This is a genomic window from Acrocarpospora corrugata, assembly GCF_009687845.1.
GTDB classification, from domain to species: Bacteria; Actinomycetota; Actinomycetes; order Streptosporangiales; family Streptosporangiaceae; genus Acrocarpospora; species Acrocarpospora corrugata.
Map to the genome: position 1 here is coordinate 104,771 of NZ_BLAD01000044.1, position 14,989 is coordinate 119,759.

A 14,989-nucleotide genomic window follows, 5' to 3' on the forward strand; every position below is an offset into this window, starting at 1 on the left:
ATGTTCCGACGTACGAGCTTCATGGTGGCCGCCGCCGGGGTGGCCGCCCTTATTGTCACGATGAGTCTTCCGGGTGGGGTGGCCAGTGCCGCCACCGCCACGTTCGCGCCGGTCGCGGACACGTACGTGGACAACAGCACGACGGGCACCAACTACGGGACGTCCGGGCAGCTCGGTGTGGACAACTCGCCGGTGAAGCGAATGTTCCTGCGGTTCACGGTGGCGGGGGTGAGCGGGCCGGTCAGTTCGGTCAGGCTGCGGGTGCACACCGATGACGTGAGCGGGTCGGAGAGCGACAGCGGCGGCGTCTTCAAGCGGATGAGCAGCACCACCTGGTCGGAGACCGGGACCACGTGGAACAACCAGCCGTCCATCGACGGGGCGACGCTGGCCACGCTGGGGTCGGTGGCCAGGAACGGGTGGTACGAGGTCGACGTGACGTCGTACGTGACCGGGAACGGGACGTACAGCATCGGGGTGACGTCGGCGAGCTCGAACGGCGCGGACTACGACTCGCGGGAGAGCGGCGCGGGCACCGCGCCGCAGCTGGTCGTCACCACCGGCGGCGGGGCCAGCCCGTCGCCCAGCCCGTCGGCGAGCCCGCCGCCTGGCGGGGATCCGGTGCTGGTGGGGGCGGGCGACATCGCCAACTCCGGGTCGGGGGACAGCACGACGGCGGCGCTGCTGGACTCGATCCCGGGCACGGTCTTCACCCTCGGCGACAACGTGTACGACAACGGCACCGCGTCGGAGTTCAACACCCACTACAACCCGACGTGGGGCCGGCACAAGGCGCGGACCCGGCCGGTTCCCGGCAACCACGACTACAACACCTCCGGCGCCACCGGCTACTACGGCTATTTCGGGGCGTCCGCCGGGGATCCCGCCAAGGGCTACTACTCCTACAACCTCGGCTCGAACTGGCACGTGATCGTGCTCAACTCCAACTGCTCGGCGGTGGGCGGCTGCGGGACCGGTTCCGCGCAGGTGACCTGGCTGCGCGCCGACCTGGCGGCCGGCACCCGCCCGTGCACGGTCGCGATGTGGCACCACCCGCGCTACACCTCCGGCGCCAACCACTCACCGGACAGCTCGGTCGCGCCGTTCGTCCAGGCCCTGTACGACGCCAACGCCGACCTCATCCTCACCGGCCACAACCACCAGTACGAGCGGTTCGCCCCCATCAACCCGGCCAACCAGCTCGACAACGCGCGCGGCCTCCGCCACTTCGTGGTCGGCTCAGGCGGGGCCAGCCACTACGGCTTCGGCACCATCCTGGCCAACAGCGAGGCCCGCAACAGCGACACCTACGGCGTGCTGAAACTGACCCTGCACGCCAACGCGTACACCTGGCAGTTCGTCCCGCAGGCGGGGCGCACGTACGCCGACAGCGGCACCACGAACTGCCACTGACGACGTGTACCTGTCCACCCTCGGGCGGACCGGCGCCACCGGCGGCTCCCCGCGAGCCGTCGGCGGCACCGTCCTGGCCCTCGGCGCCGTCAGCCTCGTCACCGACGTCTCCTCGGAGATGGTGACGGCCGTCCTGCCGCTGTACCTGGTGGTCGGCCTCCAGTTCAGCCCGGCCGCGTACGGCCTGATCGACGGCCTCTACACCGGCGCGACCGTGCTGCTCCGGCTGGCCGGCGGCCACGTCGCCGACCGGGTCGGCCGCCACAAGGCGGTCGCGGGCGCCGGGTACGGCCTGTCGGCGCTGGCCAAGCTGGGCCTGCTGGCGGCGGGCGCGTCGGGACCGCTGATCGGCCTGGCCATCACCGCGGACCGGGCCGGGAAGGGCCTGCGCACCGCCCCGCGGGACGCGCTGATCACGCTCACCACGCCGCCGGAGAAGCTGGGCCTGGCGTTCGGGGTGCACCGGACGATGGACGCCACCGGCGCCTTCCTGGGCCCGCTGGCGGCCCTGGGCGTGCTGACCCTGGCGGGCGGCGCGTTCGGCCCGGTCTTCCTGGCCAGCTTCTGCGTGGCGCTGCTGGGCGTGCTCGTCCTGGCGCTGTTCGTCCGGGACGTGCCCGCCCCCCGCCGCGAGCCCGCCCCGGCGCCGTGGCGGGCGGCCTTCGGGCTGGCCAGGCAGCGGCTGTTCCCGGCGGCCTGCCTGCTGGGCCTGGTCACCGTCGGCGACGGCTTCGTCTTCCTGCTCCTGCAGCGCCACACCGGTCTGGGCGTCGGCTGGTTCCCGCTGCTCGCGGTCGCCACCAGCCTGGCCTACCTGCTGCTGGCCGTCCCGCTCGGCCGGCTGGCCGACCGGATCGGGCGGCTGCGGGTGATGATCGCCGGTCACGCCGCTCTCGTGGTGGTCTACCTGCTGCTGTCCGGGCCGCTGGCCGGCTGGCCGCTGCTGGCCCTGATCCCCTTCCTGTACGGGACGTTCTACGCCGCCACCGACGGGATCCTGATGGCCATGGCCGGCACGGTCTTCCCGCCGGAGCTGCGCGCCACCGGCCTGGCGCTGATCCAGAGCGGCCAGGCCGCGGCCTATCTCGTCTCGTCGGTCCTGTTCGGTTTCGCCTGGCAAGCCTGGGGGGCGGCCACCGCGTGCCTGGCGGCCGGGGGCGTCGCCGCCGCCGTGCTCCCGCTGGCCGTGCTGCTGCTGATGAGGAAGCCATGACCTCCCTGCAAGGCCGTCTGATCATCACCATCGTGGCCGCCGTCGTCCTGATCGGGGTCGCGCTCGGCTACGCCGTACTCGCGCCGGGCGCGGGCGCGCCGGTCTCCGCCGCCCTGGCGGGGGAGGGCCCGCGCCTGCAGGTGCTGACCAACGGCCTGCTCTCGACGGTCGCGCGCGCCGACCCGGACGGTCCGCGCGAGGTGACCGCCGTGCGCTGCGACCGCGCCCACGCCGCCGCCGCGACCGTGGCGTGCCTGACCCCGGTCGGGGCGCTCACCGCCACCAGCCTGGTGGTGATGGACCGGGCGCTGCGGGCGGGCACGACGATCCCGCTGACGGGTTTCCCCAACCGGCTGCGGGTCTCGGCCAGCGGGCGCATGGTCGCCTGGACGCTGTTCATCGACGGGCACTCCTACGCCGCCAGCGGTTTCTCCACCCAGACCGGCGTGCTGGACACCCGGACCGGGCGGATCGTGCGGTCGCTGGAGGATTTCGCGATCACCCGGGACGGCCGGCCGTACCGGAACGCGGACGTCAACTTCTGGGGGGTCACCTTCGGCGCGGACGACAACCGCTTCTACGCGACACTCTCCACCGGGGGGCGGCGGCACCTGGTGGAAGGCGACTTCGCGGCCGGGACGGTACGGACGCTGCGCGACAACGTGGAGTGCCCGTCCCTGTCCCCCGACGGCACCAGGATCGCCTACAAGTCGGCGGTCGGCGGCGATCCGGCCAGTGGCTGGCGGTTGTCGGTGCTGCATCTGGCCACCGGGCGGGTGGTCCCGCTGGCCGAGACCCGCAGCGTCGACGACCAGCCGCTCTGGCTGGACGACCTGACCGTCGCGTACGCGCTGCAGACCGGCGACGGCACCAACAACACCTGGTCGGTCCCCGCCGCCGGCGGCGGGCAGCCCGTCCTGCTGGTCCCGGGCGCGAACTCCCCCGCCTAGGTCGGCGGCGGGCCGAGGATCTCGATGCCGTGCCTGGCCGCGGCGCCGGCCAGCCGGCCGGCCGGCGCGGGAGGGGGCAGGCGGCGTTCGAGGGCCGGCGTGCCCACGTCGGCGACGAACCCCTCGAACCCGGACGGCGCCGTGATCAGGATGGCGCGCAGCGGCTCGTCGGGCCCGACCACGAAGGAGTGCGCGAGACCCATCGGCAGCAGCACGAAATCGCCGCATCCGGCGGTGAAGGACTCTCCGTCACACAGGAACCGGGCGGTGCCGGCGAGCAGGTAGAACAGCTCGTCCTCGGCCAGGTGCCGGTGCACCGGCGGCGCGAACCCGGGCGGATTGACCGACTCCGCCACCATCACCCGGCCCCCCGTCTCGGCCCCGCTCGCCTTGATCGTGACGAGGTTGCCGAGAAACCAGAGGGCCTCCCCCTCCTCGCCGCCGCGCACGTACGGCCGGACCGCCGCCTCTTCGCCCATGATGGCCTCATCTCGGTTGACGCCCTCGAAACCGAAGCTACCCGCCGGTTTCCGGGGTCAGCCGGGGCCTGGGAGGTCATTGGTCCAGACGTGACCCAAACGTTCACCTTCGCGCGCTGACGGCGGGCCCTGACAAACGGCATACTCCACTCGTGCGGCGGCGTTTCGCTTTTCTGGAGCATCCGGGGCCCCTGCCCTTCGCCCATCGGGGTGGCGCGGCGGAGGGCCGGGAGAACACCATGGCCGCGTTCGGGCACGCCGTCGAGCTGGGGTACTCCTACCTGGAGACGGACGCGCACGCCACCGCCGACGGGGTGCTGCTGGCCTTCCACGACCACACCCTCGACCGGGTGACCGACCGGGCCGGGCGGATCTCCGAGCTGCCCTACCGGGAGGTGGCCAAGGCCAGGATCGGCGGCGTGGACGAGATCCCGCTCCTGGCCGACGTGCTGGGCGCCTGGCCGGACGTGCGGGTCAACATCGACGTGAAGGAGGCCGCGGCCATCGGGCCGCTGGCCGAGGTGATCAGCCGGACCGGCGCGCACGACCGGGTCTGCCTGACCTCCTTCTCCGACCAGCGGCTGGCGCGGGCGCGCCGCGCGGTCGGCGGGCGGGTCTGCTCGGCGCTGGGGCCGCGCGGGGTGGCGGCGCTGCGCACCGCCGCGATCGGCTCCGGGTACGGGCGGCTGCTGGCCGGCCTGGCCAGAACCGGGATCCCGTGCGCCCAGGTGCCGATCGGGGTACGCGGGCTGCGCATCGTCACCCCGGCGTTCCTGCGCACCGCGCACGCGATCGGCATGCAGGTGCACGTCTGGACGGTCGACGCGCCCGCGACCATGGAACGCCTGCTCGACCTCGGGGTCGACGGGATCATGACCGACAACATCACCGGCCTGCGCGGCGTGCTGCAAGGCCGCGGGCAGTGGCATCCGAGGCAGCCGGGCTAGCCAGTCCGGAAGTATCCGAAGTAGGAGAACATGACAGCCCCCCAGGCCCCCCAGGTCATCGACGAGAGCCCGGACGCCCGCAGGCGCGAGCAGCGCGGCTGGTACTGGTACGACTGGGCGAACTCCGCCTTCCCGACGACGGTGCTGACCGTCTTCCTGGGGCCGTACCTGACGGACGTGGCGGAGGCGGCCGCGGGCGGGGCGCCGTACGTGGACGTGCTCGGGTTCGACGTGCGGCCCAGCGCCTACTACTCGTTCGTGGTCGGCGTGGCCGCGGTGTTCCAGATCGTGGTGATGCTGGTCGCGGGCGCGCTCGCCGACCACACCGGGCGCAAGAAGGGCATCATGGCCTTCTTCGCCTACCTGGGGTCGCTGGCCACGCTGCTGATGTGGTTCGTCAGCGACGGCCGCTACCTGCTCGGCGGCGTCCTGTTCATCATCGCGACGGTCAGCTTCGCCTCCGCCTTCGTGGTCTACAACTCGTTTCTGCCGGAGATCTCCACCCCGGACGAGCGGGACACCGTGTCGGCCCGCGGCTGGGGCTTCGGCTACCTGGGCGGCGGGCTGCTGCTGGCCATCAACCTGGGCCTGTTCCTGAACGCCGAGGCCCTCGGCCTGGACGGCGGGACGGCCGCCCGGCTGGCGCTGGCCTCGGCCGGGCTCTGGTGGGGCGGCTTCACGATCATCCCGCTGCTGCGGCTGCGCAACCGCCGCGCCCTGGCCCCCGGCGCCGAGACCGCCCCCCAGGCGGTCGGCCGCAGCCTGCGCCAGCTCGGCGGAACCATCCGCGACCTGTTCAGGCGCTACCCGCAGACACTGCTGTTCCTGATCGCCTACCTGGCCTACAACGACGGCGTGCAGACCGTGATCGCCTTCTCCGCCACCTACGCCGACAAGGAACTCGGCCTGAGCGACACCGTCCGGATCGGCGCCATCCTGATGGTCCAGTTCGTCGCCTTCTTCGGCGCGCTCCTGCTGGGCTGGCTGGCCACCCGCTACGGCACCAAGCGCATCGTCCTGTGGGCCCTGGTCGGCTGGACCGGAGTGGTCGCCGTGGCCTACTTCCTGCCCAAGGGCGCCGCCCTCCCGTTCTTCGCCCTCGGCTTCGCCATCGCGATCGTGATGGGCGGCACCCAGGCCCTGTCCCGGTCCCTGTTCTCGCACGTGATCCCCAAGGGCCGGGAAGCCGAGTACTACAGCCTGTACGAGATCAGCGACAAGGGCACCACCCTGATCGGCTCCTTCAGCCTCGGCCTGGCGCTCCAGCTGACCGACAGCTACCGCTTCGGGATCATCTCACTGGTGGTGTTCTTCGTGCTGGGCGGCGTGCTGCTCGCCTTCATCAACCTGCCCAAGGCCATCCGGGCGGCCGGCAACGAGGTGCCCGAACGGATCTAGGTTGTGATTCCTGAGGAGCCCGCGTCAAAAAGCGCGATTGGATCACCTCTTGGGTGGGAATCCACACACGGTATCAAGCGTTGTACGCGGTGGAGACCAACCCCTCTAAGGCAGTATCGCTAGGGGGACCTCAGGAGGCTTAGAACATGGGCGAGCGTGCACTTCGCGGTACCCGGCTCGGGGCGACCAGCTACGAGAACGACCGCAACACCGACCTGGCCCCGCGCCAGGAGGTGTCCTACACCTGCCCGAAGGGCCATCACACCACCGTGCCGCTTGCCGCCGAAGCCGAGATTCCGGCGAGCTGGGAATGCCGCAGCTGCGGCTCCCCCGCCCTCCGGGTGGACGCGGAGCAGCCCCAGCAGAAGAAGGCGAAACCGCCGAGGACCCACTGGGACATGCTGCTGGAGCGGCGCTCGATCGAGGACCTCGAAGAGGTGCTGAACGAGCGTCTGGCGATTCTCCGGGCGCAGCGGCGCAAGAGCGCATAGGACGAGCGCGCGCAGGACAGGTCAAGGACCCTGACGGCTACCTCTCGACGACAACCCCTCCGGCGGAGGCGACGAAGCAGAGGGAGACGGAAGCCCCCGGGACATCGTCCCGGGGGCTTCCGCATGCCCTGCTACGAGGTGTGCCGGGGGACCGGCATGGACGTCTCGGCGCGGATGATGTGGATCACCGCGTTGATCAGCGCCAGGTGCGTGAACGCCTGCGGGAAGTTGCCCAGCTGGCGTCCGCTGACCGGGTCGATCTCCTCGGCGTACAGGCCGAGCGCGCTGGCGAAGGACAGCAGCTTCTCGCACAGCCGCCGGGCCCGCCCCAGCTCGCCGATCTCGGCCAGCGCCGAGACCAGCCAGAACGAGCAGATCGTGAAGGTGCCCTCCTCGCCGGCCAGGCCGTCGTCGGTCTCCTTGGTGCGGTAGCGCAGCACCAGGTCCTCCACGGTCAGGTCGTCGGCGATGGCCAGCACGGTGGCCCGCACCCGCGGATCGTCGGCCGGCAGGAACCGGACCAGCGGGATGAGCAGCAGCGAGGCGTCCAGCGCGGTGGTGGTGTAGTGCTGGGTGAACACGCCGTTCTCGCCGACGCCGTTCTCGCACACGTCGGCGTGGATCTCGTCGGCGATCTCCTGCCAGCGTTCGGCCAGCTCGGGTTCCTGCCGCAGCCGGGCCAGCTTGGCGCCCCGGTCCAGGGCGACCCAGCACATGACCTTGGAGGAGGTGAAGTGCTTGGGTTCGCCGCGCACCTCCCAGATGCCGCGGTCCGGCTCCCGCCAGTGCTGGATGGCCATCTCGACCTGGCGTTTCAGGATCGGCCAGACGCGTTCGTCGAGCCGGTCCCTGGACTTGATGTGGATGTAGAACGAGTCCAGGACCGCGCCCCACACGTCGTTCTGGCGGTGGTTGAAGGCGCCGTTGCCGACCCGGACCGGGCGGGCGCCCTCGTAGCCGTGCAGGTGGTCCAGGGTGTATTCGGAGAGGTCGCGTTCGCCGTCCACGCCGTACATGATCTGGAGTTCTTCGTCGCGTTCGGCCATGTCGGCGATGAACCAGAAGAAGTCGTCGGCCTCCCAGTCGAAGCCGAGCGTGTACAGCCCCCACAGCGCGAACGTGGAATCCCGTATCCAGGTGTAGCGGTAGTCCCAGTTACGCTCGCCGCCCGGGGTCTCCGGCAGCGAGGTGGTGGCGGCCGCGACCAGCGCGCCGGTCGGGGCGAAGGTGAGCCCCTTGAGGGTGAGGGCGCTGCGTTCCAGGTAGCCGCGCCACGGATGGTCGGGGATGTCCCCCCGGGCCAGCCAGTGCTGCCAGTGGTGCGCGGTCCACACCAGCCGCTGGTACGCCTCCTGGAAGGTGTACGGCGGCTCGTGCTCGGTCCAGGTGAGCGCGCAGAACCGGGTGTCGCCCTCCTTGAGCAGGGTCCGGGCCATCGCCCGGCCGCCCTCGAAGCCCAGCCGCATGTCGGTGGTCAGCCGCAGCTTCAGGTCCACCCCGTCGGCCACGGCCACCCCCTGGTGGTAGCCGCGGTCGGTGTGCTCCCACCGGACCGGGCTGCGCCCGTAGTCGAGCACCGGCTCGCAGTCCATGGTGACCTGGACCTCGCCGCTCACGCACCGGACCGTGCGCAGCAGCACGTGGTCGGCGTCGTAGTCGGTGGGGGCCCGGCGGTGGGTGTGCGACATCTCGCGCTCGTGGTGCCAGGGGCCGATCAGTAAAAGATCCCTGACGATGATCCAGCCGGTGGGCGTGCCCCAGCTGGTCTCCAGCACCATGGTGCCGGGCAGATATCGCCGTGCGGCCGGCACCATGGTGTCGGCCGGGCCGATCCGGAAGCGTCCGGCGCTGCGGTCCAGGATGGCGCCGAACACGCTCGGCGAATCCAGCCGGGGCAGGCACAGCCACTCGATGTTCCCGCTGCTCGCCACCAGCGCGGTGACCTCGCAGTCGGACAGGAACCCGTAGTCGGCGATCGGCGGAAAGGGCGAAGACCCGTGAAGCGTGTCCATCTACCGTCCTATCCCCTTGTACATCCCCCAAACGATACGCGCGCGGGGTGTCCGGGGCAGGCGGTCACGTTTTCACCTAGATCACCGTTCGGCAAAATCGTCGTCGTCGAGAACCTGTCCGGGCACGACGTTCCCCGGCCGCTGCGGGGACTGCGCGGGATGCTGCCCAGGATGCTGCCCGAGCAGCGGCCCGTACGGCGACCGCGCCGCCATCGCCTTCACCCGCCGCGCCAGGAACCAGGCCAGGGCGCGCCGCGCCAGCGGCCGGGTGAACGGCAGGATCAGCGCGAATCCGAACACGTCGGTGATGAACCCGGGGGTCAGCAGCAGCGCGCCGCCGGCCACGATCATGCCGCCGTCGGCGAGCTCCTTGTCCGGCATGCGCCCCGACTCGAGCGCGTTCTGCAGCGCCGCCCAGGCCCGCCGCCCCTCCCGCCGGACCAGCCAGGCCCCCAGCAGGCTGTCGGCGATCAGCAGCCCGACCGTCTGCCAGCCGCCGATCACCTGCCCGATCTGGATCAGCAGCCAGATCTCCAGCACGGGAACGACGAGGAACGCCAGGAAAAGTCCGATTCGCAGCATCACACGACCTCACTCATACCTAAGCAACGTCGCTCGAACCCTATGCGTTCCACCCGATCAGCGCTTGCGGCGCAGCCGCGCCGGGATGCCGGTGACGCCCCACACCGCGATCCGCCACAGCGCCTCGGTGACGACGCTGCGGCCCATCTTGCTGGCGCCGATCGTGCGGTCCACGAAGGTGATCGGGACCTCGGTGACGCGCAGGCCGTGCCGGACCGTGCGCAGGGTCAGGTCGACCTGGAAGCAGTAGCCCTGCGACTGCACGCCCTCGATTCCGATCTTGCGGAGGGTGGTGGCGCGGTAGGCGCGGAAGCCCGCGGTGGCGTCGCGGACCGGCAGGCCCAGCATGATCCGGGTGTAGGTGTTGGCGCTCCTGGACAGGAACTCGCGGGAGAACGGCCAGTTGACGACCTTGCCGCCGGGCACCCAGCGGGAGCCGATCGCCAGGTCGGCGCCGCCGGCCACCGCGTCGAGGAGTTTGGCCAGTTCCTCGGGCTGGTGGGAGCCGTCGGCGTCCATCTCCACGAGCACGTCGTAGCCTTCGTCCAGGCCCCACTGGAAGCCGGCGATGTAGGCGGTGCCGAGGCCCTGCTTGCCGGGCCGGTGCAGCACGCGCACCTGCCGGTCCTCACCGGCCAGCTCGTCGGCGATCTTGCCGGTGCCGTCGGGGCTGTTGTCGTCGGCGACCAGCACGTCCGCGTCGGGCAGCGCGGCGCGGAGCCGTTTCACGATCAGCGGGAGGTTCTCGCGCTCGTTGTAGGTGGGGACGATGACGAGGACGCGTCCCGGCATCCGTTCCATGCGACTCCTAGTCCTGTCCCTGCTCGTGTCGGGGCTCCTGCCGGGGCCCGCCCGCCGCTGGTCCGATCCGGCGTTCCCGCCGCCGCCACGCCGCGCCCGCCGCCACCATCGTCGCCGCGGCCCCCATCAATATCAACACCAGCTCCGGCGCCGCGCCGACCCGGGTGGCCAGCGTGTTCCCGGTCCGCACCGGCACGTTCACCACGGTCCGGGCGGGCACCAGTTCGGCGGTCCGCCACTGGACCGCGCCATCCGGGCTGACGTAGGCGGAGATGCCGGTGGTGGCCACCGCGATCACGGCCCGGTTGTGCTCGACGGCCCGCAGCTGGGACATGGCCAGCTGCTGCGGCGGCAGGTTGGTCAGCTCGTAGGTGGCGTTGTTGGTCTGCACCACCAGCGGCGACCCCCCGGCCCGCACGGTGCCCCGGACGATCTGGTCGAAGGCCACCTCGTAGCAGCTCACCGCGCCGACGGTGACCGGCCCGAGCCCGAGGTCGCCGTCCCTGCTCCCCGGCACCGACTGCCGCCCGACCAGGTTGGCCCGCTCGAACAGCGCCAGCACGATCTCCTTGTACGGCGTGAACTCCCCGAACGGCACCAGCTTCTGCTTGTCGTAGTACGCCCCGGGCCCGGTCACCGGATCCCACACCACGCTCCGGGTGGCCCGGCTCTGGTCCCCGATCGACACCACGGCCCCCACCAGCACCGGCACCCCGACGTCCTTCACGGCCGCGTCGATGGTCTGGTAGGCGGCCGGATTCCGGTACGGATCGATGTCGGTGGAGTTCTCCGGCCACACCACGATGTCCGGTTTCGGCAGCGTCCCGGCCCGGACGTCGGCGGCCAGCCGGCGCGTCTCCTCGGCGTGGTTCCTGAGCACGATGGCGGGTTCGTTCCCGGCCCAGCCCAGCCCTCGGCCTGGCACGCTGCCCTGCACCACCCCGACACGCACGGAGCGGCCTTCGTCGCCCAGGCGGGGAACGAGGAGCCCGAGCACGGGCAGTGCCACCGCCCCGGCGAGGACCAGCGCGACCTGGCGGTCCCAGGCCGGGCGTCCGCGGACGAGCAGGAGGGAGAGCAGCGAGCCGGACAGGACGACGGTGAAAGTTACAAGCGGGGCGCCGGCCAGAGCGGCGTGCCCGGTGTAGGGAGAGTCGCCTTGGCTGAAGGCGACTCGCGCCCACGGGAAGCCGCCCACGGGAAACTGACCGCGCGCCCACTCCTGGGCCACCCACAGACAGGCCACCCAGAGGGGCCACAGACGCATCCGCATGACGAGGGCAGCCGCCAGCGCCATGACGGCCCAGAAAGCGCTCTCAATGCCGACCAGGGCCAGCCAGGCGTCATCTCCGATGGGCCGGACCCACGCCAGTGCCGGAAACAGGAACGCCGCCCCGCCCAGATACCCGAGCCAGGCCGCCCGACGCAACCGCACGCCGTACAGAGCGGCGAAAACCAGAGCCACCCCGAACGGCGCGGTGAACCACCAGCTGAGCGGCGGAAAGGCCAGGAAGATCAGCACCCCGCCGGCGATGACGGTGAGCGCGCGTGCCCAAGCAGGCGGCCCGCCCGGACGGCCGGGCTCGGCCGGGACGGCCGGTTCGGCCGTGTCGGGAACGGTCGCGTCACTCAGCACGATAGGACCGTACCCGCGATGACCAGCGGACCCCAAACCACGGGGGGCGAGATGAGGCAGATGAGGCAATGGTCCTTGAGTTCTCCTGTGGCCACAGGAGAACTCAAGGACCATCCCGGCGTTTCGCTCCGGGCACGGGTGCCTTCGCGCCCTTCGTCCTTCGCAGCCTCCCGCACGAGACGGAACAGGACGCGGACGACCCTTCGGACCGGTTCCGTCCCGTCGGCGGCGGGCGCGGAGCTCCGTTGTCTACTGGGTGTCCGGATCCTTCCCGGGTCCAACCCCCCACCCGGCTGGGGTGCCCCGCCTCGACGGAACGTCGGCGCTGCGCCTGGCTGAGCTAACGGATGGACCTTGTGGTCACGCTCCGTCACGGACGCAGAATCCGACGATGTCTGAAGACGGCCAACCGGTCAGTCCCGTGCTGGACTGGCAGCAAACTACCGACCTCAGCGCAGATGTCAACCGTGTCCCGAACAGCGGGAATACCAAGTTTTCGCAGGTAGGACAGGTGCGGACGAGAGGGATCCGCAGGGTGCATGTGCGGGATGTCGCCCACCCACCGCTATCGCGGCACTACTGGGTGCGCCGATCAAGGGCCGTCAAAACAGAAGGCAGCCCGCCGGTGTGCAGCACGCCAAGACGTCGCGTGGCCCTGGTCAGCGCGACGTAAAGGTCGCTTGGCCCGCGCGGCGACTCGGCTAGGATCCGGCCCGGCTCGACGACGATCACCACGTCGAACTCCAGCCCCTTGGCCTCGGCCACGGTGAGCACCGCGACCGGCGCCTCCAGCGCGGCCGGCCCGGCTCCGACGACCGCGCCGGGCAGGTCCAGCTCCAGCCCGTCCGGGACGATCACCACCAGTTTGCCGCCGGGCACCTGCTCCTCGGCCACGATCCGCGCGATCTCGCCCAGGCCGGCGATCCGCCGGGCCCACGGCCGCTCCCCGCTCTCCCGGACCGACTCGGGGGCCTTCAGCCCGGGATCGACCAGGGTGAGCACGTCGGCGGCGACCGCCATCAGCTCCACCGGAGTGCGGTAGTTGACCGTCAGACCGGCCTCCCGCCACCGCCCGCCGGCGTCGGGGTCGAGCACGTTCGCCCAGTTCAGCGCGCCCGCCGTGGAGCCGGTCTGGGCGATGTCGCCGACCACGGTCATCGACCTGGTCGGGCAGCGGCGCATCACCATGCGCCACGCCATCGCCGAAAGCTCCTGCGCCTCGTCCACGATGACGTGCCCGAACGCCCAGGTCCTGTCCTTGGCGGCCCGCTCGGCCGTGGTCAGGTAGGTCTCCTCGGCCTGCTGGCGTTCGGCGAACCGCTCGGCGTCCATGATGTCGGCCATGCCGGTGAGCTCCAGCACCTCGCGGGCGTAGGCGAGCTGCTGCTCGCGCTCCTCCTCGGCCCGGCGGGCGGCCCGCAGCACGCTCTCGTCGATGTCGCCCAGCAGTTCGGCCGCCTCGTCCAGCAGCGGCACGTCGGCCTCGCTCCACCAGCCCTCCCCCGCCCGGGGCGGCTCGCGCAGCAGCAGCCCGGCCTCGGCCGAGGTCAGCCCCGCGTACGCCATCCGCTCCCGGGAGGTGAACAGCCCGATCAGCAGCTGCTGCGGGGTCAGGTAGGGCCACAGCTTGTTCAGCGCGGCCCGGACCGGCTCCTCGGTGCGCAGCTCCTCGCGCAGGTCGGCGAAGTCCTCGTCGTTCAGCATGCCCCGGCCGAGATGCCGGGCCGCCTGCTTGGTCAGCGCGTTCAGCAGCTGCCGGACGAACACGCCCCTGGCCGTGTTGTGCGGCCGCCGCGACTTGGCCGCCCGGGAGCGTGCCACGTCGCAGGTCTGCCGGTCCAGCCGGAGGGTGAACTTGTCGAGCCTGATCTCGACCGTCTGCCGGGGCATCCGCTGCCGCTCCTGCACGGCCCGCGCCACCACCTCCGTCATCCGGGCCGCGCCCTTGAACGCGGCGGCCGCCGGCCGTTCGGCCCGGCGCGCGGTCACCCCGGGATACAGCTCGGCCACCGTGGACAGCAGCACGTCGGTCTCGCCCAGGGACGGCAGCACCTGCTCGATGTAGCGCAGGAAGGTCAGGTTGGGCCCGAGGATGAGCACGCCGCGCCGCTCCAGCCGCTCCCGGTAGGTGTAGAGCAGGTAGGCGGCCCGGTGCAGCGCCACCACGGTCTTGCCGGTGCCGGGCCCGCCCTGCACGACCAGCACGCCGTTCAGGTCACTGCGGATGATCTTGTCTTGCTCGCCCTGGATGGTGGCGACGATGTCGCGCATCCGGCCGGTCCTGGTCTCGCCGAGGGCGGCCAGCAGGGCGGCCTCCCCGTTGAGGGTGGCCTTGTCGGCGTCGGACAGGCCGTCCAGGTCGAGCAGGTCGTCGTCGATGGTGACCACGGTCCTGCCCTTGGTGTGCAGGTGGCGGCGGCGGGTGATGCCCATCGGCGCGGCCGGGGTGGCCCGGTAGAACGGCTGGGCCACCGGGGCCCGCCAGTCGATCAGCAGCCGGCGCTGCTCGTCGTCGGACAGGCCGAGCCGGCCGATGTAGAGCCTGGTCTCATCCAGTTCCTCGCTGACTCCCTCGGCCAGGTCGAGGCGGCCGAAGCAGAGGCCGTGCTCGACCGCCCACAGGCGGGCCAGGCGGGAGGCGTACATGTCGGCGAAGGAGTCGCGCTCCGAACGGTTCTGATGGGTTCCGCCCGCGGCGCCCTGGGCCAGGACGCCGTCCAGCTGCCCGCGGGTCCGGACCCGCAGGACGTCGAGCCGCTCGTAGAGCGTGGCGACGTACTGCTGCTCGCGGGCCAGCTCGCCCGCCGTTGAATGAGACATAGGGCGCCAGATTCTACCCGGGTGCCCGCTCTTCCCACGACGGGCGAGTCGGCCGGGACGCGAAACGGGGCCGCGGCTGGGAAGCCACGGCCCCGCGTCGGTTTCCCTGAGTTACGGGGAGGTGCAGGTGTAACCGGTCGGCACGGCGGTGTTGCCGTTGGGGCGGCTGGCCTGGAAGCCGAAGTTGCCGCTGCCGCCCGCCGGGAGGTTCCCGTTGTGTCCCGCGTTCCTGGCGGTCACGGTCTGG

General features: G+C 71.5%; 13 protein-coding genes. 6 read left to right on the forward strand and 7 right to left on the reverse strand.

Annotated features, from left to right (window positions below; translation table 11 throughout):
* From Acor_RS12050 to Acor_RS12060, 3 genes are read left to right on the forward strand one after another with little or no spacing between them, the layout of a single operon-like run.
* The gene (locus tag Acor_RS12050) at positions 1-1,413 is read left to right on the forward strand and encodes a CBM96 family carbohydrate-binding protein (protein WP_218034242.1); all 1,413 of its coding nucleotides are present in this window, start codon (positions 1-3) and stop codon (positions 1,411-1,413) included.
* Positions 1,414-1,417: 4 nt separating this feature from the next.
* Entirely contained in the window at positions 1,418-2,626 is a 1,209-nt protein-coding gene (locus tag Acor_RS12055; protein WP_155336689.1) for an MFS transporter, read from the forward strand.
* Complete coding sequence (locus Acor_RS12060) at positions 2,623-3,576, forward strand: TolB-like translocation protein (RefSeq protein ID WP_155336690.1); 954 nt, start codon at positions 2,623-2,625, stop codon at positions 3,574-3,576. The genes Acor_RS12055 and Acor_RS12060 overlap by 4 nt, the downstream gene beginning before the upstream one ends.
* Here the strand turns inward: Acor_RS12060 and Acor_RS12065 are convergent.
* A complete protein-coding gene (locus tag Acor_RS12065; RefSeq protein WP_155336691.1) occupies positions 3,573-4,055 on the reverse strand; it encodes a cupin domain-containing protein in 483 nt (160 codons plus the stop codon). The genes Acor_RS12060 and Acor_RS12065 overlap by 4 nt on opposite strands.
* Positions 4,056-4,207: 152 nt before the next feature.
* On the opposite strand from Acor_RS12065, the gene Acor_RS12070 reads away from it, so the two are divergent.
* From Acor_RS12070 to Acor_RS12080, 3 genes are all read left to right on the forward strand, one after another.
* Positions 4,208-5,002 carry a glycerophosphodiester phosphodiesterase family protein gene (locus Acor_RS12070; protein ID WP_155336692.1) on the forward strand — a complete coding sequence of 265 codons (795 nt, stop codon included), beginning with the start codon at positions 4,208-4,210 and terminating at the stop codon, positions 5,000-5,002.
* Positions 5,003-5,032: 30 nt separating this feature from the next.
* A complete protein-coding gene (locus Acor_RS12075) occupies positions 5,033-6,400 on the forward strand; it encodes an MFS transporter (RefSeq protein ID WP_155336693.1) in 1,368 nt (455 codons plus the stop codon).
* 146 nt (positions 6,401-6,546) lie between these two features.
* On the forward strand, positions 6,547-6,891 hold the full coding sequence (locus Acor_RS12080; RefSeq protein ID WP_155336694.1) for an RNA polymerase-binding protein RbpA: 345 nt from the start codon (positions 6,547-6,549) through the stop codon (positions 6,889-6,891).
* Between the two features lie 131 nt (positions 6,892-7,022).
* Here Acor_RS12080 and Acor_RS12085 read toward each other — a convergent pair whose 3' ends face one another.
* The 6 genes from Acor_RS12085 to Acor_RS46230 form a co-directional block, all read right to left on the reverse strand.
* Positions 7,023-8,903, reverse strand: a complete 1,881-nt coding sequence (locus Acor_RS12085) for a glycoside hydrolase family 15 protein (protein ID WP_155336695.1) — start codon at positions 8,901-8,903, stop codon at positions 7,023-7,025.
* Positions 8,904-8,984: 81 nt separating this feature from the next.
* Positions 8,985-9,485, reverse strand: a complete 501-nt coding sequence (locus Acor_RS12090; RefSeq protein WP_155336696.1) for an FxsA family protein — start codon at positions 9,483-9,485, stop codon at positions 8,985-8,987.
* Positions 9,486-9,542: 57 nt separating this feature from the next.
* Entirely contained in the window at positions 9,543-10,286 is a 744-nt protein-coding gene (locus Acor_RS12095) for a polyprenol monophosphomannose synthase (RefSeq protein ID WP_155336697.1), read from the reverse strand.
* A gap of 7 nt (positions 10,287-10,293) precedes the next feature.
* On the reverse strand, positions 10,294-11,922 hold the full coding sequence (gene lnt, locus Acor_RS12100) for an apolipoprotein N-acyltransferase (RefSeq protein WP_246238602.1): 1,629 nt from the start codon (positions 11,920-11,922) through the stop codon (positions 10,294-10,296).
* Between the two features lie 576 nt (positions 11,923-12,498).
* Positions 12,499-14,742 (reverse strand): HelD family protein, encoded by a 2,244-nt coding sequence (locus Acor_RS12105; protein ID WP_155336699.1) that lies wholly within the window; start codon positions 14,740-14,742, stop codon positions 12,499-12,501.
* A gap of 111 nt (positions 14,743-14,853) precedes the next feature.
* Positions 14,854-14,982 carry a cellulose binding domain-containing protein gene (locus tag Acor_RS46230; protein ID WP_422664800.1) on the reverse strand — a complete coding sequence of 43 codons (129 nt, stop codon included), beginning with the start codon at positions 14,980-14,982 and terminating at the stop codon, positions 14,854-14,856.
* Between the last annotated feature and the right edge of the window lie 7 nt (positions 14,983-14,989).

What these genes read in the sequence shown, in the direction of transcription:
- Acor_RS12050 (WP_218034242.1), top strand. Translation starts at nt 1, where the DNA reads ATGTTCCGACGTACGAGCTTCATGGTGGCCGCCGCCGGGGTGGCCGCC.
- Acor_RS12060 (WP_155336690.1), top strand. Translation starts at nt 2,623, where the DNA reads ATGACCTCCCTGCAAGGCCGTCTGATCATCACCATCGTGGCCGCCGTC.
- Acor_RS12065 (WP_155336691.1), bottom strand. Translation starts at nt 4,055, where the DNA reads ATGGGCGAAGAGGCGGCGGTCCGGCCGTACGTGCGCGGCGGCGAGGAG.
- Acor_RS12075 (WP_155336693.1), top strand. Translation starts at nt 5,033, where the DNA reads ATGACAGCCCCCCAGGCCCCCCAGGTCATCGACGAGAGCCCGGACGCC.
- Acor_RS12080 (WP_155336694.1), top strand. Translation starts at nt 6,547, where the DNA reads ATGGGCGAGCGTGCACTTCGCGGTACCCGGCTCGGGGCGACCAGCTAC.
- Acor_RS12085 (WP_155336695.1), bottom strand. Translation starts at nt 8,903, where the DNA reads ATGGACACGCTTCACGGGTCTTCGCCCTTTCCGCCGATCGCCGACTAC.
- Acor_RS12090 (WP_155336696.1), bottom strand. Translation starts at nt 9,485, where the DNA reads ATGCTGCGAATCGGACTTTTCCTGGCGTTCCTCGTCGTTCCCGTGCTG.
- Acor_RS12095 (WP_155336697.1), bottom strand. Translation starts at nt 10,286, where the DNA reads ATGGAACGGATGCCGGGACGCGTCCTCGTCATCGTCCCCACCTACAAC.
- Acor_RS12105 (WP_155336699.1), bottom strand. Translation starts at nt 14,742, where the DNA reads ATGTCTCATTCAACGGCGGGCGAGCTGGCCCGCGAGCAGCAGTACGTC.